Here is a 24511-nt window from a genome sequence, read left to right as displayed (position 1 = left end):
ATTCCGACAACGGTCTTTTTCACAGTGAACGGGGTCACGCCGTGCAACATTCGCAGTATCTGATGGTTTTATTTCAAGGCTAAGTTATGCGATGCTTAAGCATTATTTATGCAAAAGGATCCTCGCATGTCCGCTTTATCCCGCTGCGCTTTCAGCGAAGGCAGCGTCGCTTTGCCGGAAGGCTATGCCGATCGCACCGTCAACGTGCTGTTGGCCGGTGATGATGTTTCCCCCTCAGTCAATATTTCCCGCGATGCGCTGCAGCCGGCGGAGAATCTGGAAAGCTACGTCACTCGCCAGCTCGATGCGCTGGCGCAGGGGCTGAAAGGCTGGGCGTTCAAAAGCCGCGAGCCGGCGTCGCTGGGCGATGGGCTGGCCGCCGGTGAGTGGGTACGCGCCAGCTACCTGCGCGACGGCAAACGCATCTGGCAGAACCAGGCGGTGTTCGCGCTGGCGGAAGGCCGGGTGCTGGTGTTCACCCTGGCGATGGCGCGCAAGCTGACGCCGCAAGACGACGCGCTGCTGCAGCAGGTGCTGAACAGCTACCGGGCGGCCTAACGATGAACTCTTTGCGTAAAAGGAACTTACGATGACCGAAGCGGCCCGCGTCGGCGATACCATCGGGCATTCCCATGCCCTGGCTGGCATGATTGCCGGCACGATTGTCGGCGGCCTGATCGCCGCCGCAGGCGCATTGGCGGCGGGTGCGCTGTTCGTCGCCGGCCTGGCGGCTTCCTGTATCGGCGTCGGCGTGCTGCTTATCGGCGCCAGCCTGGCGGTGGGGTATCTCACCGGGGAGGCGGCCACCGCGGCGCGCGACGGCATTGCCGACGCCGGTGCCGGTAGCCTGACCCCCAAAGGCAATATCGTCACCGGCTCCCCCAACGTCTTCATCAACGGCAAACCCGCCGCGCTTGCCACCAACAGCCAGGTGGCCTGCAGCGACGACGGCCCGAGCATGCAGATGGCGCAGGGCTCCGACAAGGTCAGCATCAACGGCCAGCCCGCCTCGCGCGTGGGGGACAAAACCAACTGCGACGCGCAGGTGATGGAAGGTTCGCCCAACGTGTTTATCGGCGGCGGCACCGTCACCACCTTGCCGATCAAGCCCGAAGTGCCGGATTGGCTGTATAAGGTCTCCGATCTGACGCTGCTGTTCGCCGGCCTGGTGGGCGGCGTGGGCGGCGCCGCCGGCAAGCTGGGGGCGCTCGGCAAACTGCTGGGCAAACTGCCCGGCATCAACAAACTGGCGCGCATCGCCTGCCGAGCCGGCACCCTGATGACCGCGACCGCCGCCGTCGGCATTATCGCCCGGCCGGTGGATATCGTCAGCGGCCAGAAATTCCTCGACGGCGAAGACGATCTCGATTTCGTGCTGCCATCGCGCCTGCCGGTCGCCTGGCAGCGCTATTGGCGCAGCGGTAACCCCGGCGACGGCGTGCTGGGCCGCGGCTGGAACCTGTTCTGGGAGAGCAGCCTGCAGCCGTATCAGGACGGCCTGGTGTGGCGCGCGCCTTCCGGCGACTTCGTCGCTTTCCCTATGGTGCCGCGCGGCCACAAAACCTATTGCGAAGCCGAAAAATGCTGGCTGATGCACAACGACGACGGCAGCTGGCAGTTGTTTGACGTCGGCGAACAGATTTTCCACTATCCGCCGCTGGCGGGCGATCGGCCGAGCCGGCTCAGCATGATCACCGACGCCATCGGCAACGCCACCTCGCTGTTCTACGACGACGAGGGGCTGCTGAATGAACTGGTGGACAGCGCCGGGCAGCGCCTGATGTGCCGCTATGCGCAGGGCCGCCTGTGCGAAGTGGCGCTGCCAACCGCCGAAGGCGAACGGACGCTGGCGCGCTACGGTTACGATGAGCAGGGCCAACTGACGACGGTGAGCAACCGCGCCGGTGAGGTGACGCGCCGCTTTGGCTGGCGCGACGGCCTGATGATCAGCCACCAGGACGCCGCCGGACTGCTGAACGAATACCAATGGCAAGAGATCGACGGCGTGCCGCGCGTGACGGCCTATCGCAACAGCGCCGGAGAATCCCTTGAGTTCGGCTATGACTTCGCCGGCGGGCGCCGCAGCGCGGTGCGCGGCGACGGCAAACGGGCGGAGTGGCGGCTGGATGACGACGACAACGTGGCGCAGTACACCGATTTCGACCAGCGCCGCTACGGCTTTATCTACCAACGCGGCGAACTGTGCAGCGTGCTGCTGCCCGGCGGCGCGCAGCGCCGGAGCGAATGGGATCCTTACGGCCGCCTGCTGTCGGAGACCGATCCGCTCGGCCGCGTGACGCGCTATCAATATTCGCGCAACAGCGGCCGGCTGTTCGCCGTCGCGTACCCGGACGGCAGCAGCGAAGCGCAGCACTGGGACACGCTGGGGCGCCCGACGCGCTATGTCGATGCGCTGGGCAATGCCACGCTGTACCGCTATCCGGATGACGAAGAGAGCCTGCCGGCCAGCGTGATCGACGCGCTGGGCGGGGAAGTGAAGCTGGAGTGGGACGCCCGCGGCCAGCTGACGCGCTACACCGACTGTTCCGGCAGCGTCACGGCTTATACCTACGATGCGCTGGGGCAACTGACGGCGCAGACCGATGCCGAAGGCCACCAGACGGGCTACCGGTGGGATAACGGCGGCCGCCTGCATACCCTGATCCACCCGGACGGCGGCGAAGAGCGCTTTAACTGGAACGCGCACGGCCAGCTGGCCGAACATCAGGACGCGCTGGGCAGCCAGACCCGCTGGCAGTACAACGCCCTGGGGCTGCCGGTCAGCATCACCGATCGCATCAACCGCACCCGGCGCTATCACTACAGCCCGCAGGGTTGGCTGACGCGGCTGGAGAACGGCAACGGCGGCGAATACCGCTTCAGCTACGATGCGGTGGGCCGCGTGCTGACCGAAGAGCGCCCGGACGACACCCGCCACTATTATCGCTACGGCGCGGCCGGGCTGCTGGAAGAGCACCGTGAGGTCGGCCTGCCGGGCAGCGCGGGCGAGCTGACGCAGCGCGAACAGCGCTTCCGCTTCGACGAGGCCGGGCAACTGGTCTGGCGCGGCAATGCCAGCGCGGAATGGCATTACCGTTTCGACGCCATGGGGCGGCTGCGCGAGCTGAACCGCCTGCCGACGGCGAGCGGCGCGGCGCTTGGCATCGAGCCGGACAGCGTGCAGATGCGCTATGACGCCGCCGGGCGGCTGCTCGGCGAGCAGGGCGTGAATGGCGAACTGCAATACCAATGGGATGCGCTGGCCAACCTGCAGGCGCTGACGCTGCCCCAGGGCGATCGCCTGCAGTGGCTGTATTACGGTTCCGGCCACGCCAGCGCCATCAAATTCAACCAGCAGGTGGTGAGCGAGTTCACCCGCGATCGCCTGCACCGGGAAACCGGCCGCAGCCAGGGCGCGCTGCAGCAGCAGCGGCGTTACGACGCCATGGGCCGCCGCAGCTGGCAGAGCAGCGCCTTCGGCCACGACAAACTGACCCGGCCGGAAGACGGCGTGCTGTGGCGCGCTTATCGCTACACCGGCCGCGGCGAGCTGGCCGGGGTGAGCGACGCGCTGCGCGGCGAAGTGCACTACGGTTACGACGCCGAGGGCCGCCTGCTGCAACACCGCGAACCCAATCAGGGCAAACCGGGCGCGCGGCTGGTGTACGATCTGGCGGATAACCTACTGGGCGAGCGCAGCCCGCAGAACGACATCGACGCGCACCTGCCGCTGGCGCCGATCGCCGACAACCGTCTGACGCACTGGCAAAAACTGTTTTACCGTTATGACGCCTGGGGCAACCTAATCAGCCGGCGCAACGGCCTGTATGAACAGCACTACCGCTACGACGCCGACAACCGGCTGGTGCAGGCGCGCGGCCGCGGCCCGCAGGGCGAGTTCGAGGCGCAGTATCATTACGACGCGCTGGGCCGCCGCAGCCGCAAGGCGGTGCGCTACAAGGGCAAAACCGAACAGACGACCCGTTTCCTGTGGCAGGGCTACCGATTGCTGCAGGAGCAGCGCGACGACGGCAGCCGCCGCAGCTGGAGCTACGATCCGGCCAGCCCGTGGAGCCCGCTGGCGGCGCTGGAGCAGGCGGGCGACAGCCGCTCGGCGGATATTTACTGGTATCACACCGATCTGAACAGCGCGCCGCTGGAGGTGACCGACGCGGCGGGCAACCTGTGCTGGTCCGGGCAATACGACACCTTCGGCAAGCTGCAGGGCCAGACGGTGGCCGGCGCGGCGAAGCGGCAGGGCGCGCAATATCAGCAGCCGCTGCGCTACGCCGGGCAATACCAGGATGACGAAAGCGGCCTGCACTACAACCTGTTCCGCTACTACGAACCCGAGGTGGGGCGTTTCACCACGCAGGATCCGATAGGGTTGCGCGGCGGGTTGAACCTGTATCAGTATGCGCCGAACCCGCTGATGTGGGTGGATCCGTTTGGGTTAACGGCAATTGATGCTTCTGGTTATCATGTGTATGGCTTATATAATTTAGATGTGAATGGCATGCCAATTGGCGACCCATACTATGTTGGTATCACCAATGATTTACCTAGACGTTCAGCAGAGCATTTAGATACTGGTCGTTTAGGTGGCAATACGGGTATGATTCCTTTAGATGAAAACGTGAAGTATGGTCAAGCCCGTGGTTATGAGCAGTATTATATAGAGAAATATAAAACCCGCACTGGCGTTATAGGTGAGGAAATATCTTCGACCAATAGAGGGAATAAATACAATTCATTCGATCATGGCCGTACAGATCCTCGCGCAGCAGCATTTAAAGATGCTTATGGAAATAAGAAAAGGTTAGGGGGTAAATGTTGATGAATAAACTCGAATTTTGGGGTTGGGAAAAGAAACCAAGGACAATGCTCAGGTTTATTAAACCGGGTGATGTATTCTGCTTTAAGCTAACGGATGAAAAGTATGGTTTTGGGCGGATTATATCTAAGGTTAGCATTGGTCACTCGGCAGAAATATTTGATGCGTTCTCGAAAGAGCCGAAGGTGCCAGATGATCTGTTCTCTAATCCACAAATTGGGTCACACCCAATAATTTTGGATGCATATAGTCTGTTTGATAAGAAAATCTCTGGTGAGTGGAGAATTATAGGGCATCAGGAAGGGCAGGCTAAAAAATTCGAAAACACCTATTTTGTATATGGTGCTTTAGGGAGTAGAAAGAAAGTAGATATGTATGGGAATAGTGAAAATGTTTCTGATAAAGATTCAGAACGTTATCCACCATATATGCCTAGTAATGACATGCATGTGCGAAAATTGCTAGCCATTTAATTTTCAAATGATTATGCACTAATAGGTTGTTCAATTGAGAGCCATCTAAGTATAATGGTGGCTCGAATAGGTCGATAAAATCTCTGGGGTGATATTTATAAGGAGAAATATCCAAACGAGCAGGCTTGGTAATTTTGAAATATCCATCCGTACACATTGACAAATCATTTAATATTACGGTGTCTAACATGATTGATTTTAACGCTAGGATTGTGTCGGGTGTTTCCATGGGGAATGTCGCTCTAAATGAAAATATTTCATTATATATTAATGAGATGCACTCCAGATTTAGCGTTAAGATTAAAAGCCGCTTCCTACCTGACGGGAGTGAGCGAAATTCATATACAGTCGATAATGCCTTGACCGTCGTAACAGATAAGGACGGTGTCATTTTGTCACTTGGATGTAATGCTCATTATCAAGGGGGCTACAATGGAATCATATTCCCCGGAATGAAAGTGATAGATATAATCAAGCTGACGATGTCACAGAAAATATACAATGGTTCAATCATTATTAATGATGACTTTGGTGTTTCGTTTATACTCCCACCTCCATATGATGAGGTCGCCGATGCGATAAGCCATATTCCTGGTGGGCTGATAATAAACGAGATTTTCGTATCTGATTTTTCATTCTGGCGTTAGCTTATGGAGTATATGAGTGAGTTTAGTGAGAATTTAATTAAATTTGGTGTGAGTGATATAGTTGTCACTGACTACATAGATTCGGATACACCACCGATTTTTCACCCGATGTATGACAGGATTTACTTTATATCAGGTGAGGCTGTTTTTGATGTTTACATCGGTAATGATGGGATTGTTAATTCACATTTGGTTGAAAACATCGTTCCGTGGTTTGAGGTGGATGTGGATGATCAATTTTCTATGATGTCAATTTATTCCCAGTCATTTAAAACTGAGCAGGAGGTTAGGATAGTTGGAGTAAATTATAGTAACGCTCCGTTCTCAGGGGTTTTCTTAAAGTATAAGACAGGTGACGATGAGCGGCTATTGTCTTTAGAACCAAATAATTTTTTCGGTTTTCTTATTTCATAGTTCAAAGGATTTCGAGATTATTGAATGCTAGTGGTTAATTGAAGCTTTGAGTTTTTTGATAGTAGCATTGAAAATTAGAGGGTTATTGTAAGTAACATGGTGATTGACTGTTAGAAATAACTTATTTCATCTGTCGTGGGAGGAGGAAAGAACTGTGAAATCCGATAAGAATTATTATGAAGGTACATGTGAACTCATTTCTGGCGAGGGGAGGATCTATACTGAGTTTAATGGCGATGTTGCAACAAGACAAATAACTATAATAAATGATTTGTATTATTCATCCTCATCTTTGGAAGATTGGCACGAAGATATAGGTTTTTTACTTTATGATGGTAAGAAAAGTGAGCTTGATCTTTCTGAGTCAAAGTTGATAACTAGTCTTGAATTTGAAAGTGAATGGGATAAGGCAATCACCACTGATGTTTTGAATGACTATGTCAGTTTTAGTTATGGTGATGCATCTATTCCTTTGTCAAAATCTAAAATGATCATTCATATTGTGAATAATAAGGGTAAGTGGCGAAAAGGCTTTGTTGTTCCTCTTTCAAAACGCTATCCAGCAGTAAAGGAAGAATATTTAAAGTGGTTCTCTGAAAAAAAGGATTTTTTTCTCGGGAATGTACAATTCATCTGTGTGAACGAAAATGAGCGGATATATGTTGCAAATATGTTGGCTCAGGATGGGCTAAAGAAAAGTAAAGATGATAATGCTCAGTATGTTTCATATGAAGCACTTAAAGAATGCCTAAGTTTGGTTTCTGATTATGCATTAAAAGAAAGGCTTAGTATACAATTGCCTATGATTGGTGCAGGATTGGGAGGTGGTGATTGGGATGCTATTTTTTCCCTAATCAAAGAGCGCTTAGCAAGAAAGAAAATAAAATGCAACATCGTTAAATTAGGTTGAGTGAGAGTGACATGAACTTCTATACTTTCAGTAGCTTTACATTTGGCGATAACTTGATTTATTTTCTCGATCCGAAATCAAGATTGTCCTGCTTTTTTATTTGGAATGAAGGTGATGGTAAGTTCCTATCCTACTCACGGCCAAAAGGGAAAATGCCAAGCGTTTTGAGTAGCGACATTTTTAATTTGCATGACTATTTTCCTGCCAGTCTCGGAATTCCAATTTTTTCAAAAAGGGCTAAGGCTGTATTTGAACGTAAGGTTTCTTCTGAAATGTCATTCTATGAGTGCGCGGTAGAAAACGTAACTGAAACGATGTTTCTGTGTAAAGTGAATAATTATTTTTCAATTATTGATGAGGAAGCCTCGACGTTCAGAGAACTTGAGGATGGAAGCAAGCTCATTGATGTGCCTGCTTACAAGTGTGACAGGGAGTTCTTTATTGCCAGGGATAGCATCTATTGTGAAAGGATAATTGTCTCTCAGCAGTTTGTTGACCTATGTAATGAAGAACAGCTAAACATAGGCTTTGAGCGTTGCTAATTGACGTTCCCAAAAGATGCTCACCATCCTCCTATTCCTCCCCCAAACTAAATACCCAATGTGCCATTAATCAGGGTGCGGCAGTGCCCGCCGATCCAGGGTTCGCCGTCAATAAAGCGCACGCTCACGCGGCCATCTCGATTCAATTGGGTGCCCTGGCGCACCTGGTAGCCCTGTGCGGTCTGGCCGCCGTCGGGAAAGCGGTTGGCCCTCAATAAGCGCGCCAGGCAGGCGTTGGCGCTGCCGGTCACCGGATCTTCAATCAAAACACCGCATTCCACCATAAACGCGCGCATTTCGTAATCGGCCGGTTCGGTTGCGGAGCAGGGGCCATAGATCACCACGCCATCCACATCGCAAGCCGTTTGCAGCCGTTTAATCGTGGCCTGATCCGGCGTCACCGCCAGGCAGGATGGTGCGTCCGGCAGGCGCACCATCAGCCAGCGAATGCCCATCTCGGCAATCACCGGCAGGGTATCGGCTTCAATCACCGCCGGCTGTAAAGCGGCCATCAGCCGTTCTGTTTCCTCAACCGCCATCGCGCGAAAACTGACTTCGGGCGCGGCGAACGCCAATGCGCCTTCCGGCAGGATATTGATCGCCACCAGGCCGACGCCGCATTCCTGCATCACCGTTCCGGGGCGTTTAGGCGCCAATCCGGCTTCCAGCAGGGCGTGTGCGGTGCCCAGCGTCGGGTGGCCGGCGAAGGGCAGCTCTTTTTCGGTAGTGAAGATGCGCACTTTATAATCCGCCGCCGGGTGCGTCGGTTTAAGCACAAAGGTGGTTTCCGAAAGGTTGGTCCAACGGGCCAATGCCAGCATCTGCGCGTCGTTCAGCCCTTCGGCTTCCAGCACCACCGCCACGGGATTGCCGAGCAGCGGCGTGGCGGTGAAAACGTCCACCTGTTTGTAGGCGCGGGGTGTCACATCATCGCTTCTGAGCATTGGCCATCATCCGTTATCAGCAAAACCTGATGATAACGATATTCGCCAATGGCTTCAAAGGGTTGAATTTTGTTTTGGCATACCTGCCCGTCGCCACCTCAGCCCCGGCTTGGCGAACATCACCAGGTTGCCCAGCAGAATCAGGCACAGCCCCAGCACGGCGTTGAAGTGCCACTGGTAGCCTTCGTAGATCGTCGAGATGGTCAGCGCCACCAGCGGGAACAGCAGGGTGCTGTAAGCCGCCGCGCCGGCGCCGATGCGGCCGAGCAGGCTGAAGTAGGCGGCGAAGGCGATCACCGATCCGAAGACAGCCAGGTACAGCAGGGAGCCGATATAGCGGCTGCTGAATTCGATCTGGAACGATGCGCCTTGCGCCAGGGCGATCAGCGCCATCAGCATCGCGCCGTAGGTCATGGCGTAGGTGTTGGTGGAAAAGATATCCAGCCCGCGGCGCTGATGACGCGCGCTGATCATATTGCCCAGCGAGAAGCCGTAGGTGCCGAGCGCGCTCAGACCGATGCCTTTGAGCAGCTCCGGCGCCATGCGGGTGGCGGCCAGGTCTTGCCAGAACAGCGCCACGATGCCGGTCAACCCCAGCAGCGCCGCCGGCAGCAGGTTGGGGCTGGGGCGCTGGCGGAAAAACAGCAGGCTGTTGAGGGCATTGAACAGCACCGCCATCGAGAAGATCACCGATTCCAGCCCGCTGCTGATATAAGCCGCCGCGTGGTAAAAGCAGAAGAAGTTGAAACCGAACACGCAGCAGCCCTGCAACACGCAGAACAAATGATCGCGCGGGGCGATGCGGCGCAGACGCCGCAGCAACACCAAGACGACGAACATCACCGCGGCGGAAATGGCGAAGCGGTAAGCGATCGAGACAGGAATGGCCACCGGGCCTTCCTGTTGCAGGGTGATCGCAATCCAGGTGGTGCCCCAAATCAGCACCACGGCGAGGTACAACAGCGCATTCATTCTATTCACTCCGAAAAAGCCGATGGCGCAGTATCCGCTTTGGCGTGCGGCCGCGCTTGCAGCGCCTTGCGCCCAGTTGCATATTCTTGCGCTTTTTTTGCCAAAAGCGCGGGGCGGCCGCTGGCATGCCGAGGCGCCACTCTTTACACTGTCGGCATGTCGAACAACGGGGCCGGCGATGTCCAACTATCAGGCGTTTGAAACACTGCGTGAGCATAAAGCGCGGTTGCACGGCCGCGTGCTGCTGGGCACCGGCGTGGAGCTGGCGGCCTGGTCCAACTGCAACGATCGCGTCACGCAGGAGAGCGCCGACCACCATACCCTGAGCCTATACGTCGCCGACGGCTATGAGTGTTACCAGCAGGTGCCGGGCGGCTGGCGCAACGGCGGCGGGCCGGATCGGTTCTGCATCATGCCGCGCCAGTATGCATCTACCTGGGATGTGCGCAGCGATCTGTCGTTCGTGCATCTGTATTGCACCGACGGGCATTTGCGCCGGCTGGCGGAGCAAACCTGGGATCGCAGCCCGGCGGCGATTAACGTAGAGCCGCGCAGCTTTGGCGCAGATCCGCAAATTACGCTGCTGTATCGCCAGTTTTTGCTTAACTGCGACTGGCGGGACAGCGCCAATCTGCTGGCGCTTAGCAGCGCGTCGAACCTGCTGATGTCGCACCTGATCCAACGCTACAGCCAGCTGCAGTGGACGCTGCCGACGGCGCGCGGCGGCCTGGCCCCCGCGGTAGCCAGGCGGGTGCGGGAATATATCGCAAGCCATCTCGATCGGCCGCTGCTGCTGGCCGATCTGGCGGCGCAGGCTGGATTGAGCGAGTACCACTTCGCCCGCATGTTCAAGCACGCCACCGGCCTGGCGCCGCACCAGTTCGTGATGCGCGCGCGGCTGCAACGGGCGGAACAGCTGTTGCGGCATAGCCAACAGCCGATCACCGAGATCGCGCTGGCGTGCGGCTTCAGCTCCGCCAGCCATTTCAGCAACCGCTTCAAGGCGGCCTTTGGATTTGCTCCGCTGCAGGTGCGGCAGGGGCGCTAACCGGATGGGAGTGTAAGCATGGAACAACAATTTGCGGGCCTGGGCGTGTTGTTTGTCGCCGGATTCGGGCCCATCACGCGTGAGAGCGACGCGAGCAAGGCGTTTTATGTCGAGGCGCTGGGGCTGCCGCTCAAGCCGATGCCGGGCAACGAGAGCTATCTGCTGGCCGAGCAGGGTGCGCTGGACGGGGTGAAACACTTCGCCCTGTGGCCGCTGGCGCAGGCGGCGCAGTCCTGCTTTGGCGACGAGCGCTGGCCGGCGGATCTCGCGGCGCCGCAGGCGTGGATCGAATTTGACGTGGCCGACATGGCGATAGCCACCCAAGGGCTAATCGATCGCGGTTATCGGCTGCTGGTCGCCAACCGTGAAGAGCCGTGGGGGCAAAGCGTTACCCGGTTGCTCAGCCCGGAAGGATTGCTGGTTGGCGTCACCTATACGCCCTGGCTGCGTTAAACGCCGCGCCGTTCGCCGCCGTTCTCCCTGCGGCGGGCGGCTTAAGAACAAATTCGCATTAGCTTAAAGCTATCTGCGCTATAGACCTACCGAATCCCCGAGCTATCCCTCATCCTGAAAACAGTAATCCCGTTCATTGCGTAAAAACCAAGGGTCAGAACGCGCTATTGCCACGCCATTTCACGGCGATTTTTCACCCTCTTTTGGCGTCGTCAGGTGCCTGATGGGAATAGAGATTATTCTTATATTTCCGCTAACCGTTAAGAAATAATAATGATTCTCGTTTTCAACCACGGAAAGGAGAAGGAACGATGAAAACAGTGAAGCGAACGGGTATCGCGCTGGCGATAGCCCTGACTTTCCCCCTGGCATTGCCTGCCGCTACGGCGGCGCAAACCTCCCTGACAAACAGTAAGGCGGCGACGATGACGGAAAAACACGGGCAGTTTATTGCGGTTGGTAAAGTGGTGCAGGTGACCTTTGGCGATTTCGCCTTCAAGCTGGATTTTACCGATGACAAGACCATGACCTTCACCGGCATCGGCGAGGCGTCGCAGGGCATCACCGATACCGTGCAGTACACCGCGGTGGAAATTCGGCCGAAGGTCTACATGGTCTACTGGCATGAGCCGCAGTCCGGTGACAACGTGACGCATATCGAGGACTTCGAGCGCGGCGAGGTGTACACCAACATCGCCGCCAAGGACGGCAGCTTCACCCATCTGAAAGGGCAGCTGAAAATTGTAGGTCACTCAGGAAACTAAGGAGCAGTTATGAAAAAGGCATTGATCACCTGTGCGATCGTCGGCGGCCTGCTGGCGAGTTACCCGGCGCTGTCAACGGATCAGGCGGCGTCTTACAAATCGGCCGGCAAGGGCGGTTATCATCATGCTCAGCAAAAGCTGAAGGTGGTGGAAGATCTGTACGCGGGCTTCTTCAACCGCCATGACATCGGCGTGGCGCGGAAGCTGATTGTGGAAAACTACAAGCAGCATAACCCGTTCGTCGGCGACGGCATCAAGCCGTTCCTCGATTTCTTCAGCCAGACCTTCAAAGACAACCCGCAGTACAGCGCTAAAATATACCGCAGCGCGGTCAACGGCGATCTGGTCTACGTTCACGTCAAATATCAAAATAACCCGCAGGATCGCGGCACTGCCAGCGTGGATATTTATCGGGTGAACGATCAGGGGAAAATCACCGAGCATTGGGACGTCAATCAGGATGTGCCGGAAAAATCGGCCAACGACAACACCATGTTCTGATGCAAAAGGGCCGCTGCGGCGGCCCTCTACGCGCCTGCAACACTTTATTTACTTACATAAATACCAAACGTTCATCGCGTCGAGTAGGCTACGGCCGCCTTTGGCAGTGGCGGCACGGTTGATGGGCGTCATTGTCCCGCCACTGCTTGAGGCGCTTCCCTCGCATTCCCCGCTATCCCGCGCGTTTAGGCTGCACTTTTTTGAACTGATGGCGCAGCTGCAGCGCATTGAACAGCACCAATACCGCCGTCACGGCGAACACCCAACGGAACCCCATCATCGCCGAAATGCCCGAACCCAGCAGCGGGCCGACCACGTTGCCCAGATACATAAATGACTGGTTATAGCCGAAGATGCGCCCGGTCACCTGATCGGAGGAATACTTCAGCAGCAGCGCCTGCACCGCCGGCATCAGCGCGCCATCGGCGAAGCCCAGCAGAAAACGCAGAATGCCCAGCTGCAGCGGCGTATTCACCCAGGCCATCACGGCGAACAGGCCGGTGGTGAACAGCAGCGCGGCGATCAGAATGCGCGCGGTGCCGATGCGATCGCCGAGCCGCCCGAGGCGCGGCGCGGAGATCAGCGCCGCGATGCCGGGCACGGCGGCGATCATGCCGCTGACGAAGGCGATATTGCTGACGTTGCCCGACAGTTCGCGAATGAACAGCGTCAGGATCGGGCTGATGGAGGAGTTGGCCAGCTGGATCATCAGGGTGCAAACGAACAGGGTGACGATCAGCGCCGGATAGGGCAGCGACCGGAATACCGCCTTGCCGCTCAGCTGATCCGCTTTTTTCACCGTGATGCGCCGCTCTTTAATCAGGAACAGCGTCACCAGGAAACTGACGAACATCAGCCCGGAGGTGACGAAAAACACCACCCGCAGCCCCAGATGGTCGGCCATCAGCCCGCCCAGCAGCGGCCCGGCGATCACGCCGGAGATCTGCCCGGTCGAGAGCGTGCCCAGCGCCCAGCCGCTTTTATCGCGCGGCGCCTGCGAGGCGACCAGCGCCATGGCGTTGGGAATATAGCCGGACGTCAGCCCCATCAGGGCGCGCAGCGCGAACAGCTGCCACACGTTAGTGGCCAGCCCCTGCAGCGCGATGACGATCGCCATGCCCAGCGAAGCGCGCAGCAGCATCAGCTTACGGCCTTTACGGTCGGCCAGGCTGCCCCACAGCGGCGACACCACCGCAGAGACCAAAAAGGTGCCGCTGAATACCAGCCCGGACCACAGGCTGAGGGATTGATGATCGCTGACGCCGAGTTGTTCGACGTACAGCGGCAGAAAAGGGAGGATTTGGCTCATCGCCAGCCCGGTGAAGAAACACCCGAGCCAGACCGAGATTAGATTGATTTTCCACGCTTCCATTGATTTGTCGTACCACGTTGAATTTGGAGGGGATATTAAGCACGTTAATAATAACACTGCGAATGGGCTGGCGCGGAAGAATTGCGTGAGCAGACGTAAAGCCAGCCGTGTCGTTACATTTTGCTATAAATTAATAGCTATATTATCATAGGTATTTATTTTAAGCTACTCCTCCTGGCCGCTCGGCGGCCCCATCTTCTACCCATATCGTCGTGTCGGCGGCAAGGAGAAGCTCTCTATGAATACCGCATTGATCGCTTTGGATTACATCGTTGATATCACCCATCCTGAGGGAAAAATCGCGCGTTCTGCGCAGCAGGTCATTGAGCGCGACGTCATCGTGCGGGCAAACAGCGCATTAGCGCTCGCGCGGCGCAAGGATTGGCTGCGTATTTTGGTCAAAGTCGGGTTCGCCGCCGGTTATATCGATCAGCCCAAACAATCCCGGATGTTCGGCCAGGCACATCAATTTGGCGCTATCGCATTGGATCAACCCGGGACGGCTTTTCATCCCGATTTGGCGTCAGAGCTGGGCGAATTAACGATCGTAAAACCGCGCGTCAGCGCTTTTTATGGCACCAATCTGGACGCGATACTGCGCGCCCGCCGCATCGAGCGGCTGGTAATTTGCGGGGTCAGCAGCACCTGGGCGGTACAGGCGACGGCGCGTGACGCGCACGATCGTGATTATCAGGTGTGGGTGCTGGAAGAGGCCTGCGCCGCAGCCACCGCGCAAGAACACCGGATCTCCATGGAAACGCTCGCGACGATCGCCGATATCGTCACGCTGGAACAGCTGGGCGAACGTTGATGCAGCTGCGTGCCGAAATCAACCTGCGGCTGCTGCTGCGGGGCGCGTGGATGTTGGCGCCGCTGCTGGCGCTGACTCTGGCGACCGGAAACGTCGACTGGCTGAAGGCTTCGGTGGTTACCATATCGCTGTTTATCGTGTTCGAAAGGGTTGAGTTGGCGCCGCTCGGCGTCATGCTGCATGCGGCTGCGCTGCTGTCGGTTTTCATGACGTTGCTGTACGCCATGCGGGCGCCGGCGACCTTCATTTTGGCATGCGTTTTTGCGGCGGCGGCGGCGGTGGGGATATCCGCCTGCGGCGGCAAATTGCGATCCTTGGGTAATTTTATCTTTATCCCGGCCCTTTATCTGGCGTGCGAGATTGCAGAAGGCGGCACGCACGCGCCAATGATCCAACGCGCCTGGGCACTGTTTCCCTATCTCTGGGTGGCCGCTTTGCCGGTGTTGGCGCTCGCGCTGATAGAGCACCGGCAACGGGCTTATCTGCCGTTTGAAAATGCATGGCGTCATTACCTTAAACTGCACCGCAGCGAAGGATTTGGCGCCCGGGTCGCCTGCGGTGAAGCGCTGTTGGCCGTGATTTTTGCCGTCGGGCTGTCTGCCGCGCTCGTCGAATGGCGGCAGCTCGATTATGGTCAATGGGTGATCTGGTCGGCCGTCAGCGTGATCACCGGCGATATGGCGACCACGCGCAATAAGCTTCGTCAGCGGGCGTCAGGTGCGTTGATGGGGGTTCCCGCCGGCATTTTGCTGGGGTATCTCATACCGCATAGCGATATGGGCTACGAACTGCTTACCGTGGCCACGATGCTGACATTGGTCTCTTTTCATCGTTATGCCTTAGGCTTTGGCGTGCGTTGCGCCTGCATCGCCTGTGCATTGATTATCGCCGGAAAAGCGCCGGAAATCGCGGCGGAAAGGGCGTTTAATGTGCTGCTCGGCGGCGGTATCGGTTTGCTGTTCGCTTTCCTGATGGATGGCGCGTTGCTGGCCAGTCCCGGCGCGCGCAAATAGCGGCCTGGGGTTTCTCTCGCGCCAATTTCGGTTGACCGTTCCTGCCCCCGGTGTGAAAGTACGATTGAATCTATCGTTATCTATTGATGCCAATGAAAAAAGATCATCCTGAAGACGTGACGCTGCTGCGCACGCAGTTAATGTCGCTGGTGCGCCGCATGCGGCGCGAGTCGCGCAGCGACGAAAAATCCTGGGCCCAGTTGATGCTGTTGGGGGCTATCGATCGCCATGGCGGCGAGGCGACGCCGTCGTTGCTGGCGGAGTCGGAGCGTATGCGCTCCTCAAACCTGGCGGCCGCGTTGCGCGAGCTGGAAGCCGATGGGCTGCTGGTGCGCACGCCGGATGCCGAAGACAAACGCCGGGTGCGGGTGCGGCTGACGTCCGCCGGGCTGGGTTTGCTGCAGCAAAGCCGCGCCCGACGCGAGGCGTGGTTGTTGGCGGCGATGGAAAGCTGTCTGTCCGAGCGGGAGCAGGCGCTGTTGCTCGAAGCGGGGGCGCTGATGGCGCGGCTGGCGGCGGCGCCGTCTGCGGAAGCGAACTGATTGCAGGGGCGGCCTGAGTTGCCCCCCAGCGGCGAGATTACGGCATCGGCCAATCGACCGGCATGGTGCTGACCACGTCCACGTAGCGATCCCAGGCCGATGACCAGAATTGGGTGAAGGCTTCGAGGGTGAAGTGAATGCCCATCAGGCCCATCACGAACCAGCAGGCGGTAAACAGGCCCAGGCTGCTGAACATGAACGCCATGCCATTGCGGCTGGTTTTACGGCAAACGACGTTTAACTGGCTGGCGAAGAACATCATCACGGCGCTCAGCAACTCCCAGCGCATCATGATTAAACCGGTGGCAATGGTACTCATCGAACTCGATCCTATGTAACAAAAAGCCGCATCCGGCAGGGCGCCGACAGGAAAATGCGGAGGAGAATAACGGTAATAGTGTGATAAGGATCACATTGTAGCATTGAGAGGAACGGCGGCTCAATGGGGCGCGCGGTGAAAAAATCGCCGCCGGTAACATTCCAATATGCTGAAACAGTTATGCCATTTCATTAGCAACCTTTTCATGGGGCGTCGCGCCCGATAACGCTATGCTTGCCGGCTTTTCAGTTCCCTGATTTTGCGGGGAAATGTGACGCAAAAGGTATCGGCTCCGCATGGCCCTGTTAAAAGAAAAAATTCGCGACCACTCCGCGGAAGAGATGCTGTTTATCCGCCGGGCGGCCGTGGCGCTGGCGCTGGTGGTGGTCTGTTTCGGCGCGCTGGTCGTCAACCTCTACCGGCTGCAAATTCGCCAGCACGGCTTTTACCAGACGCGCTCCAACCAGAATGACATCAAGATGTTGCCGATCGCCCCAAGCCGCGGGCTGATCTTCGATCGCAACGGCATTCCGCTGGTACGAAACGTGACACTGTATCGCATCGAGATCACGCCCAGCAAAATCACCGATATATCGGCGCTGCTGCAGGCGTTGACGCCGATCGTAGATCTGACGCCGGAAGATATCAGCGCGTTTCGCGACGACATGCACCACAACAGCCGCTACAAGCCGATAACGCTAAAAGCGGGGCTGAACGACACCGAGGTGGCGCGTTTCGCCGTCAATCAATACCGTTTCGACGGGGTGACTATCGATACCTATCAGCAGCGCGAATATCCTTACGGCGCGCAGCTGGCGCACGTGCTGGGCTACGTGTCGAAGATCAACGACAGCGATCTCAAGCGCCTGGACAAGGCCGGGTTGAGCGAGAACTATGCCGCCGATCGCAACATCGGCAAACAGGGCATCGAGGCCTATTACGAGTCCGAGCTGCACGGCACCACCGGCTATCAGGAGGTGGAGGTGGATAACCACGGGCGGGTGATCCGCTTGCTGAAGGAGCAGCCGCCGCAGGCCGGCAAAAACATCTACCTGACGCTGGATCTGCCGCTGCAGCAGTACATCGAATCGGTGCTGAAGGGGCAACGCGCCGCGGTGGTGGTGGAAGATCCGCGCGACGGCGGCATTCTGGCGATGGTCTCCAGCCCCAGTTACGATCCCAATCCCTTCGTCAAAGGCATCGGCTATCAGGCCTATAAGGCGCTGCTTCGCAACCCGGATTTGCCGCTCATCAACCGCGTCACCCAGGGGCTGTACCCGCCGGCGTCGACGGTGAAGCCCTACATGGCGGTTTCGGCGCTGTTTGCCGGGGTGATCACGCCCACCACCACCTTTTTCGGCGCGCCGACCTGGACGCTGCCCGGCACCGAGCGGCGCTATCGCGACTGGCTGAAGACCGGTCACGGCATGCTCAACGTCACCAAAGCGATAGAAGAGTCCGCCGATACCTTCTTTTATCAGGTGGCGTATGAGATGGGCATCGATCGCATTCACCATTGGCTGAGCCAGTTTGGTTACGGCCAGTCGACCGGCATCGATCTGAACGAAGAGTACCGCGGCGTGCTGCCAAGCCGCGACTGGAAGCTGAAGGTGCACAAAAAAGTCTGGTATCAGGGGGATACGGTATCGGTCGGCATCGGCCAGGGATATTGGGTAGCGACGCCTATTCAGATGGTGAAAGCGCTGACTACGCTGATCAACAACGGTAAGGTGAAAACGCCGCACCTGCTGTATTCGCTGCAGCAGGGCAACCGGGTCACGCGTTATCAGCCGCCGACGCAGGCGCTGCAGATTGGCGATCCCCGTTCGCCTTACTGGGGCATTGTGCGCAACGGCATGTATGGCATGGCCAACCTGCCGAACGGCACCGGATACAAGCTGTTCCATACCGCGCCGTACCAGATTGCCGCTAAATCCGGCACCTCGCAGGTGTTCAGCCTGAAGCAAAACCAGACTTACAACGCCAAAATGATTCCGGTGCGGCTGCGCGATCACATCTTTTATACGCTGTTCGCCCCCTACAAAAACCCCCGGGTGGCGATGGCGCTGATCCTGGAAAACGGCGGCGGCGACGGCGTGGTGGCGGGGCCGACCGCGCGCGCGATCCTCGACCACATTTTCGATCCGGCCAACGCGCCCCAGCCCGGCGACGCGGCGCAAACTAAACCGCAGTTAAACGACAGTGCGGATGTGCAACGGTGATGCGGTTTGTTTTTACTTTCTTACAAACTGCAATCTCCTGACCATTTCCGGCAAGGTAGACTGAAATAACACGATAAACCGAATAAAAACGCAGGGTTAACACAACAGTGGCGCCATCGACCAAAAAGAGCGGTAAAACCTATTCCACAGTTCGTTTCGGCTGGATTTGCGCCGGCATGCTGGTCTGTTTTTTTCTGTTGGCGTTCAGGGTCGGTTACCTGCAACTGCTGGAACACCAGCAGTTGGCGAACCAGGCAGATCAGCGCTCGATTCGCACCCAGGTAGTGCCGACCAACCGCGCCATGATCACCGATCGCAACAATGAGGCGCTGGCGGTCAGCGTGTCGTCGAAAGACATCGTGCTGGATCCGAAGCATATTCTCGATACCCAGACCGATACCGGCAACGAACGCTGGCAGAGCATGGCCAACGTGCTGAAGATCCCGCTGGCGGACGTGCAGCATCTGATCCAGAGCAACGCGCACAAACGCTTTGTCTACCTGGCGCGCAAGGTGGAGGACGACAACGCCGCTTATATCAGCAAACTGCACCTGACCGGCGTCAGCACCGAGCAGGATTTCAGCCGCTTCTATCCGATGGGCCAGGATGCGGCCGGACTGATCGGCATCGTCGGCCAGGACAATCAGGGGCTGGAGGGCATCGAGCTGGGCTTCAACCCGTTGCTGCAGGGTAAAAACGGCCTGCGGGTCTACCAGAAGGACGGCAGCGGTGCGGTGATCGGCGTGATTAAAAGCGTGGATCCGGTTCCACCGCCGAATGTGACGCTCAGCATCGACAAATTTATTCAGTACGTGCTCTATGCGCAGATCCGCGACGGCGTGGTGGCTAACCAGGCCGACTCCGGCTGCGCGGTGCTGGTGAAAATCGACACCGGCGAAATCCTCGGCATGGCCAGCTACCCGTCGTTCAACCCGAACAACTATGGCAGCACGCCGGCGAAAGATATCCGCAACGTGTGCAGCAGCGACAGCTTCGAACCGGGTTCGACGGTGAAGCCGGTCGTGGTGATGGTGGGGCTGGAACATAAGCTGATTCGGCCGGATACCGTGTTGGACACCACGCCGTATCGGGTGAACGGTCACCTGATTAAGGACGTCGGCCACTGGTCGAAGCTGACCATCACCGGCGTGCTGCAAAAATCGAGCGACATCGCGGTATCGCACATTGCGCTGGCGCTGCCGGCCACGGTGCTGCCGGCGGTCTACCGCAGCTTTGGCCTGGGGCGGCCGACCGAGCTTGGCATCGGCAACGAGAGCAGCGGCTACCTGCCGCAGCATCGCGAGCGCTGGGCCGATATCGAACGCGCCACGTTCTCCTTCGGCTATGGGCTGCGCGTGACGCCGCTGCAAATGGCGCGCGAGTATGCCGCGATCGGTTCCTTCGGCATTTATCGGCCGCTGTCGATCACTAAGGTGACGCCGCCGGTGATGGGGCAACGCATTTTGCCGGCCGATACGGTCAGGTCCGTGGTGCATATGATGGAAAGCGACGCCTTGCCGGGCGGCAGCGGGGTGAGCGCTGCGGTGCCCGGCTACCGTTTGGCGATCAAAACCGGTACCGCCGAGAAAATGGGCCCCAGCGGCAAATACGACGGCGGCTATATCAACTATACCGCCGGCGTGGCGCCGGCCAGCGATCCGCAGGTAGCGCTGGTGGTGATGGTCAACAACCCGAAAGCCGGCAAGCACTTCGGCGGCTCGGTAGCCGGGCCGGTGTTCGGCAAGATCATGGCCCAGGTGCTGGAGCACATGAATATCCTGCCGGATGCCCAGCCGCTCAATGTGGTGTCGTCGGTTAAAGGGTGAGGATTTAAGCGGGAAGTGAGTGGGTCAGAAAATGTCTGACCCACGCTTCAATACAACGAGTTTAACCTACGGCAGTATTTATTATGGATATGCCTTGAAATATTGATTGATATTCGACTTGAATGAATTTCTCTGTTTCTAAAATAATATTTCTTATTTGGCGATTCGCAGAGAAGCTTATTTTCTCACCAAGACAATTCCCTCTTTCGTTCACGCCTTAACATGATTTCAACGCATTCCGAACCCGGCAACACCCGTCTATGGGGGCTGTAATCGTCGTGTCATCAATGCTCGTTAGACTCGCGGCATCCTGGTATTACCGACTAAAAATCATGAACATAAAACTGACACTTGGCCGCGGGGCAAAACCTGCGCCCGCGCTGCCGCGCGCGTTTGGCTTCGGCAAAAGCATGGGGTTATTAAGCGGCGTAATTTGCGTTATCGCGCTATTTTCTCTGCTGCAATTGTTTTCCACCGTATTTATTTCCAATATTCTGCGCGACGCCAAGATTAACCTGGTGACGGGCGACGCCTTGCATCGCCAGCAGGCGGCGATGGATCGCGCCAGGCTGTCGCTGCTGACGGCCAGCGATACCCTGAACCGTGCGGGCATTTACTATCTGCAGGATAAAGCCACCGGCTCCGACGGCAGCTGGCATAGCCTGCTGGATGAATCGCTGGCGGCGTTGCAGGCTTCAGAGCAGGCCTTCGCCCGGTTTGAGCGCCTGAGCGCGACGGCGCCCGAGGCCGCTGACGCCCTGAAAGGCAGTTATCGCCTGTTCTATGACGGTCTGAAGGAGCAGGCGCAAGGGCTGCAACGCAGCGACAGCATCGATGCGTTTTTCGCCGTGCCGATCCAGGCTTTTCAGGCAGATTTCAACGAGAAGTATCTCGCTTATCAGGCGCTGAACGAACGACGCGGCGATGACGTCAACGTGCGGCAATTGGCGGCGCTGGAGCAGGCCAAAACCTATGCGCTTGGCGCGCTCGCGGCGTTGGCGCTGATCGCCTTGGGCGTGTGGTTCGGCGTTGCTCGTTGGGTGATTGCACCGTTGCAAAGGGCGATCGCCCATCTCAACGTGCTGGCCGCCGGCGATCTTTCGCGGCCGTTGCCGCCTGAACGGGCGGTTAACCGCGAAATGCGTCAGTTGCAAACCAGCATTGGCCACATGCAAAACGGCCTGCAGCGGCTGGTGAGTGAGGTGCGCGATGCGGCGAGCGGGATCCTGAACGGCGTCGGGCGGCTGGCGGACGGCAATCGACAGTTGACGGCGCAGTCGGCGAAGCAGGACGGCGAATTGCAGTTGGCGACCGAGCACGTGCAGCAGTTGGCGGCGCGGGTGGAAGAAAACGGCCAATACGCGCAGCTGGCCAATCAACGCACCGAACAGGCCAGGCAGTGCGCCGGCGCCGGTGAAAAGATGATGCAAACCGTCAACGTCTCGATGCAAGGGATCGTCAACCAATCGGCCGAGATGCGCGGCATTGTGGCGCTGATCGACAGCGTGGCGTTTCAGACCAATATTCTGGCGCTGAATGCGGCGATCGAGGCCGCGCACGCCGGCGTTCACGGCCGCGGTTTCGCCATTGTCGCTAAAGAAGTGGGCCTGCTGGCGCAGAAGAGCAGCCAGTCTACGCGCGATATTCAGCAGCTGATCAACCGCTCGTTGCAGCAAATCGATCAGGGGTCGCAAGCGGTGGATCTGCTGGCGGGCAATTTGCGTCAAATTATCGATCTGGTGAACACGTTTAGCGCACTGATGGGGGAGATCTCGCTGGCGTCGCTCAATCAGGGGGAGAGCATTCAGGACGTGACGGCGCGCATCGCCGGGCTGAATCAGGTGGCGCGGCAAACCGGCGCCGTGGTGAACGCGGTGACCGAGGCTTCGCAGTTGCTGCAGGGCAAATCGGAACGATTGGAAAAAGCGATGGCGCGTTTCAGGCTGCCGGCGCAATAAATACCCCTGGCGCAGGTTAATGAATAATAAAGCCGCGCTTAACGTTATTTATTTAGGTTCGCTCCCTGAGGAATTTCAGCGGAGTAAATAAAAGCAGGTCGGCGCGTGTGGATTAAAAAAGCGTCGGCCTGCGGAGGTTATTTTTGGCGGGAGAATTAACGGCTGGTCTGGTGGCCGATGATGCCGCCCAGCGCTGCGCCGCCGAGGGTGCCCAGCGTGCTGCCGTCGGTCAATACCGCGCCGCCCACGGCGCCGACGCCCGCACCGATCGCCGTGTTGCGATCGCGATTGGACATATGCCCACATGCGGTAACGGAAAGCGTCGCCATTACCACCACCAACACACCCGCGGCACGTTTAATATTCATAATGAGTTCCTGGTAAATTGGCTAATTAATGGATTAAAAATAATCCGATTAACTCGCCGGTAGAAGTTGGGATGAATGTATTCCTCCGAAAGAAAATCGAACAGGTAAAAATTCTTAATTTTAGCGCGGTGAAAAGCGATCGCTCGCCGAATGTGCGGCCGTCGGCAAAACCGTTCGGCTATACTGGGAAGACGCCTCACGAGGGGCGGGGCGCACACGCTGGAGGCCGCCATGTCCGAGCTCGTTTCCGCATCCGGCAAACCGGTGAAAATTCCCGGCCCGGACCATCCGATTACGCTGACCCGCCATCCGACGCGGGTCGTGGTGCGCGGCGCCGGCCAAATCCTGGCCGACAGCCGTCATGTGCTCATCTTGCAGGAAGCCAACTATCCGCCGGTGTTTTACTTTCCGCGTGAGGATGTGAATATGGCGCTGCTGCATAAAAGCACGCACGTGAGCTACTGCCCTTATAAGGGCGACTGCAGTTATTTCTCCCTCACGCTGAACGGCCCGCAGGGGGACAATGCGGCCTGGAGCTATGAAATGCCTTACAACGCCGTGGTGGCGATCAAGGATCATCTGGCATTTTATCCCGACAAAGTCACGGCGATCCGTACCGAAGCCTGAGCCGCCGCCGCCTTCGGGCGGGGGCAGGTTGACATTCCACTTATCCCTACTCATTATGTGTATTACCGGAAATTGATACGCTTTCCTTATGTTTCAATCCGACATAAGCGAAACTCTGAGCAGGTGCCAAGGTGTCTACCTCTACGCGATTTGCCGTTGCCATCCATATTCTGACCAACATCACGCTGTGTCGCGGCCAGACGGTGCGTTCCGAAGATATCGCCCGCAGCGTCAACACCAATCCGACGGTGGTGCGGCGCATTCTCGGGGCGTTGGCGGAGGCGGGGCTGACCTATTCGCAGATGGGGCAAGGCGGCGGGGCGCTGTTGGCGCGGCCGGCGGAAGCGATTTCTTTGCTGGACGTGTATCGCGCGGTGGAGGATCAACCTTATTTCACGCTGCATCGCACCCGGCCTAACGAGGCGTGCTATATCGGCCACGCCATTACCCCGGTGCTGGAGCAAGAGTTTGCGCGCGTCGGCCACGCGCTGGAAGCCAGCCTGGCACAGACCAGCATCGCCGAAATGGCCGGGCAGGTTGAGCTGCGCGCCGGCTATCCCTTCGTCCCTTGTTCACCGCAATATCAAGCAGATACGCAATAAAAAATCACGCCAAACCCCGTTCCGCGCAGAGCATTTTTTGCATTGCGTTAATGTAATTGTGTAAGTTACATTAGCTCGCATCAAGTGTGATGTAGCTCACGTTTTAGACTGCCTCCCCACGATAATCGACCGTTTGGCCGGAAACCTTTTCTTCCGGCGCAGATTCGCTGTGCTTATAAACCAGGAGAGAACGATGTTAGAAATGATTGAAAGCTTGGCCACCGTGGTGGTCCTGGTGCCGGTAATGGTGGCCGTCTTGCTCGGCGCGATTTACGGCCTGGGTGAAGTGTTCAACGTCTTTTCCGCTATCGGCCGCAAAAACGGCTGAATCTGTATGCTTGGGGGCTAT

25 protein-coding genes are annotated in these 24511 nt (G+C 57.6%); 20 read left to right on the top strand and 5 right to left on the bottom strand.

From position 1 onward, the window contains the following. The first annotated feature begins 126 nt into the window (after positions 1-126). The 7 genes from ACUTQY_RS16285 (at position 127) to ACUTQY_RS16255 (ending at position 7820) form a co-directional block, all read left to right on the top strand. Positions 127-558, top strand: coding sequence for a DcrB-related protein (locus ACUTQY_RS16285; RefSeq protein ID WP_033643010.1), 432 nt, complete (start codon positions 127-129; stop codon positions 556-558). Positions 559-589: 31 nt separating this feature from the next. Continuing rightward, the gene (locus tag ACUTQY_RS16280) at positions 590-4837 is read left to right on the top strand and encodes an RHS repeat-associated core domain-containing protein (RefSeq protein ID WP_445583344.1); all 4248 of its coding nucleotides are present in this window, start codon (positions 590-592) and stop codon (positions 4835-4837) included. Next, positions 4837-5307 (top strand): immunity 26/phosphotriesterase HocA family protein, encoded by a 471-nt coding sequence (locus ACUTQY_RS16275; RefSeq protein WP_232093708.1) that lies wholly within the window; start codon positions 4837-4839, stop codon positions 5305-5307. The genes ACUTQY_RS16280 and ACUTQY_RS16275 overlap by 1 nt, the downstream gene beginning before the upstream one ends. A gap of 188 nt (positions 5308-5495) precedes the next feature. After that, the gene (locus tag ACUTQY_RS16270; RefSeq protein WP_019456326.1) at positions 5496-5954 is read left to right on the top strand and encodes a hypothetical protein; all 459 of its coding nucleotides are present in this window, start codon (positions 5496-5498) and stop codon (positions 5952-5954) included. Between the two features lie 12 nt (positions 5955-5966). Beyond that, positions 5967-6368, top strand: coding sequence for a hypothetical protein (locus ACUTQY_RS16265; protein WP_232093707.1), 402 nt, complete (start codon positions 5967-5969; stop codon positions 6366-6368). A gap of 154 nt (positions 6369-6522) precedes the next feature. Next, positions 6523-7278, top strand: coding sequence for a macro domain-containing protein (locus ACUTQY_RS16260; protein ID WP_052752689.1), 756 nt, complete (start codon positions 6523-6525; stop codon positions 7276-7278). Between the two features lie 11 nt (positions 7279-7289). Continuing rightward, entirely contained in the window at positions 7290-7820 is a 531-nt protein-coding gene (locus tag ACUTQY_RS16255) for an imm11 family protein (protein ID WP_046687010.1), read from the top strand. Between the two features lie 47 nt (positions 7821-7867). On the opposite strand, the gene ACUTQY_RS16250 is transcribed toward ACUTQY_RS16255, so the two are convergent. Further along, entirely contained in the window at positions 7868-8764 is an 897-nt protein-coding gene (locus ACUTQY_RS16250; RefSeq protein WP_046687011.1) for a PhzF family phenazine biosynthesis protein, read from the bottom strand. 54 nt (positions 8765-8818) lie between these two features. Continuing rightward, entirely contained in the window at positions 8819-9736 is a 918-nt protein-coding gene (locus ACUTQY_RS16245; protein WP_046687012.1) for a DMT family transporter, read from the bottom strand. Between the two features lie 178 nt (positions 9737-9914). On the opposite strand from ACUTQY_RS16245, the gene ACUTQY_RS16240 reads away from it, so the two are divergent. The 4 genes from ACUTQY_RS16240 (at position 9915) to ACUTQY_RS16225 (ending at position 12502) form a co-directional block, all read left to right on the top strand. After that, on the top strand, positions 9915-10784 hold the full coding sequence (locus ACUTQY_RS16240; RefSeq protein ID WP_046687013.1) for a helix-turn-helix domain-containing protein: 870 nt from the start codon (positions 9915-9917) through the stop codon (positions 10782-10784). A gap of 18 nt (positions 10785-10802) precedes the next feature. Continuing rightward, positions 10803-11237: a glyoxalase/bleomycin resistance/dioxygenase family protein gene (locus tag ACUTQY_RS16235; protein ID WP_046687014.1), complete on the top strand. Its 435-nt coding sequence runs from the start codon at positions 10803-10805 to the stop codon at positions 11235-11237. A 311-nt stretch (positions 11238-11548) separates the two neighbouring features. Next, on the top strand, positions 11549-12001 hold the full coding sequence (locus tag ACUTQY_RS16230; RefSeq protein WP_099783007.1) for a MoaF-related domain-containing protein: 453 nt from the start codon (positions 11549-11551) through the stop codon (positions 11999-12001). A gap of 9 nt (positions 12002-12010) precedes the next feature. Further along, entirely contained in the window at positions 12011-12502 is a 492-nt protein-coding gene (locus tag ACUTQY_RS16225; RefSeq protein ID WP_033643018.1) for a nuclear transport factor 2 family protein, read from the top strand. Between the two features lie 172 nt (positions 12503-12674). On the opposite strand, the gene ACUTQY_RS16220 is transcribed toward ACUTQY_RS16225, so the two are convergent. Beyond that, a complete protein-coding gene (locus ACUTQY_RS16220; RefSeq protein WP_046687015.1) occupies positions 12675-13874 on the bottom strand; it encodes a multidrug efflux MFS transporter in 1200 nt (399 codons plus the stop codon). Positions 13875-14112: 238 nt separating this feature from the next. On the opposite strand from ACUTQY_RS16220, the gene ACUTQY_RS16215 reads away from it, so the two are divergent. The 3 genes from ACUTQY_RS16215 to ACUTQY_RS16205 all read left to right on the top strand — a co-directional run bounded on the left by ACUTQY_RS16215 (position 14113) and on the right by ACUTQY_RS16205 (position 16240). Next, positions 14113-14685 carry a cysteine hydrolase family protein gene (locus ACUTQY_RS16215; RefSeq protein WP_046687016.1) on the top strand — a complete coding sequence of 191 codons (573 nt, stop codon included), beginning with the start codon at positions 14113-14115 and terminating at the stop codon, positions 14683-14685. A gap of 50 nt (positions 14686-14735) precedes the next feature. Further along, the gene (locus ACUTQY_RS16210; RefSeq protein WP_046687017.1) at positions 14736-15698 is read left to right on the top strand and encodes an FUSC family protein; all 963 of its coding nucleotides are present in this window, start codon (positions 14736-14738) and stop codon (positions 15696-15698) included. A gap of 92 nt (positions 15699-15790) precedes the next feature. Next, entirely contained in the window at positions 15791-16240 is a 450-nt protein-coding gene (locus tag ACUTQY_RS16205; protein WP_046687018.1) for a MarR family winged helix-turn-helix transcriptional regulator, read from the top strand. A gap of 37 nt (positions 16241-16277) precedes the next feature. Here the strand turns inward: ACUTQY_RS16205 and ACUTQY_RS16200 are convergent, their stop codons facing one another. Then, positions 16278-16559: a YjcB family protein gene (locus tag ACUTQY_RS16200; protein WP_033650442.1), complete on the bottom strand. Its 282-nt coding sequence runs from the start codon at positions 16557-16559 to the stop codon at positions 16278-16280. A gap of 296 nt (positions 16560-16855) precedes the next feature. On the opposite strand from ACUTQY_RS16200, the gene mrdA reads away from it, so the two are divergent. The 3 genes from mrdA (at position 16856) to ACUTQY_RS16185 (ending at position 22565) form a co-directional block, all read left to right on the top strand. Then, a complete protein-coding gene (gene mrdA / locus ACUTQY_RS16195) occupies positions 16856-18781 on the top strand; it encodes a penicillin-binding protein 2 (RefSeq protein WP_033643022.1) in 1926 nt (641 codons plus the stop codon). 107 nt (positions 18782-18888) lie between these two features. Next, on the top strand, positions 18889-20607 hold the full coding sequence (locus ACUTQY_RS16190; RefSeq protein ID WP_033643023.1) for a penicillin-binding transpeptidase domain-containing protein: 1719 nt from the start codon (positions 18889-18891) through the stop codon (positions 20605-20607). A 332-nt stretch (positions 20608-20939) separates the two neighbouring features. Continuing rightward, positions 20940-22565 (top strand): methyl-accepting chemotaxis protein, encoded by a 1626-nt coding sequence (locus ACUTQY_RS16185; protein ID WP_046687019.1) that lies wholly within the window; start codon positions 20940-20942, stop codon positions 22563-22565. A gap of 155 nt (positions 22566-22720) precedes the next feature. On the opposite strand, the gene osmB is transcribed toward ACUTQY_RS16185, so the two are convergent. Next, the gene (gene osmB, locus ACUTQY_RS16180) at positions 22721-22933 is read right to left on the bottom strand and encodes an osmotically-inducible lipoprotein OsmB (protein WP_004940700.1); all 213 of its coding nucleotides are present in this window, start codon (positions 22931-22933) and stop codon (positions 22721-22723) included. 231 nt (positions 22934-23164) lie between these two features. Between osmB and ACUTQY_RS16175 the strand changes: the two genes are divergently transcribed. The 3 genes from ACUTQY_RS16175 (at position 23165) to ACUTQY_RS16165 (ending at position 24490) form a co-directional block, all read left to right on the top strand. Further along, complete coding sequence (locus ACUTQY_RS16175; RefSeq protein WP_042784460.1) at positions 23165-23560, top strand: DUF427 domain-containing protein; 396 nt, start codon at positions 23165-23167, stop codon at positions 23558-23560. Between the two features lie 131 nt (positions 23561-23691). Next, positions 23692-24162 (top strand): Rrf2 family transcriptional regulator, encoded by a 471-nt coding sequence (locus ACUTQY_RS16170; RefSeq protein WP_033650438.1) that lies wholly within the window; start codon positions 23692-23694, stop codon positions 24160-24162. A 193-nt stretch (positions 24163-24355) separates the two neighbouring features. Continuing rightward, positions 24356-24490: an AcrZ family multidrug efflux pump-associated protein gene (locus tag ACUTQY_RS16165; RefSeq protein ID WP_033643027.1), complete on the top strand. Its 135-nt coding sequence runs from the start codon at positions 24356-24358 to the stop codon at positions 24488-24490. Positions 24491-24511 lie beyond the last annotated feature (21 nt).

This window comes from Serratia sp. TSA_130.1, from assembly GCF_052691795.1.
This window is presented reverse-complemented; position numbering and strand designations above follow the sequence as displayed.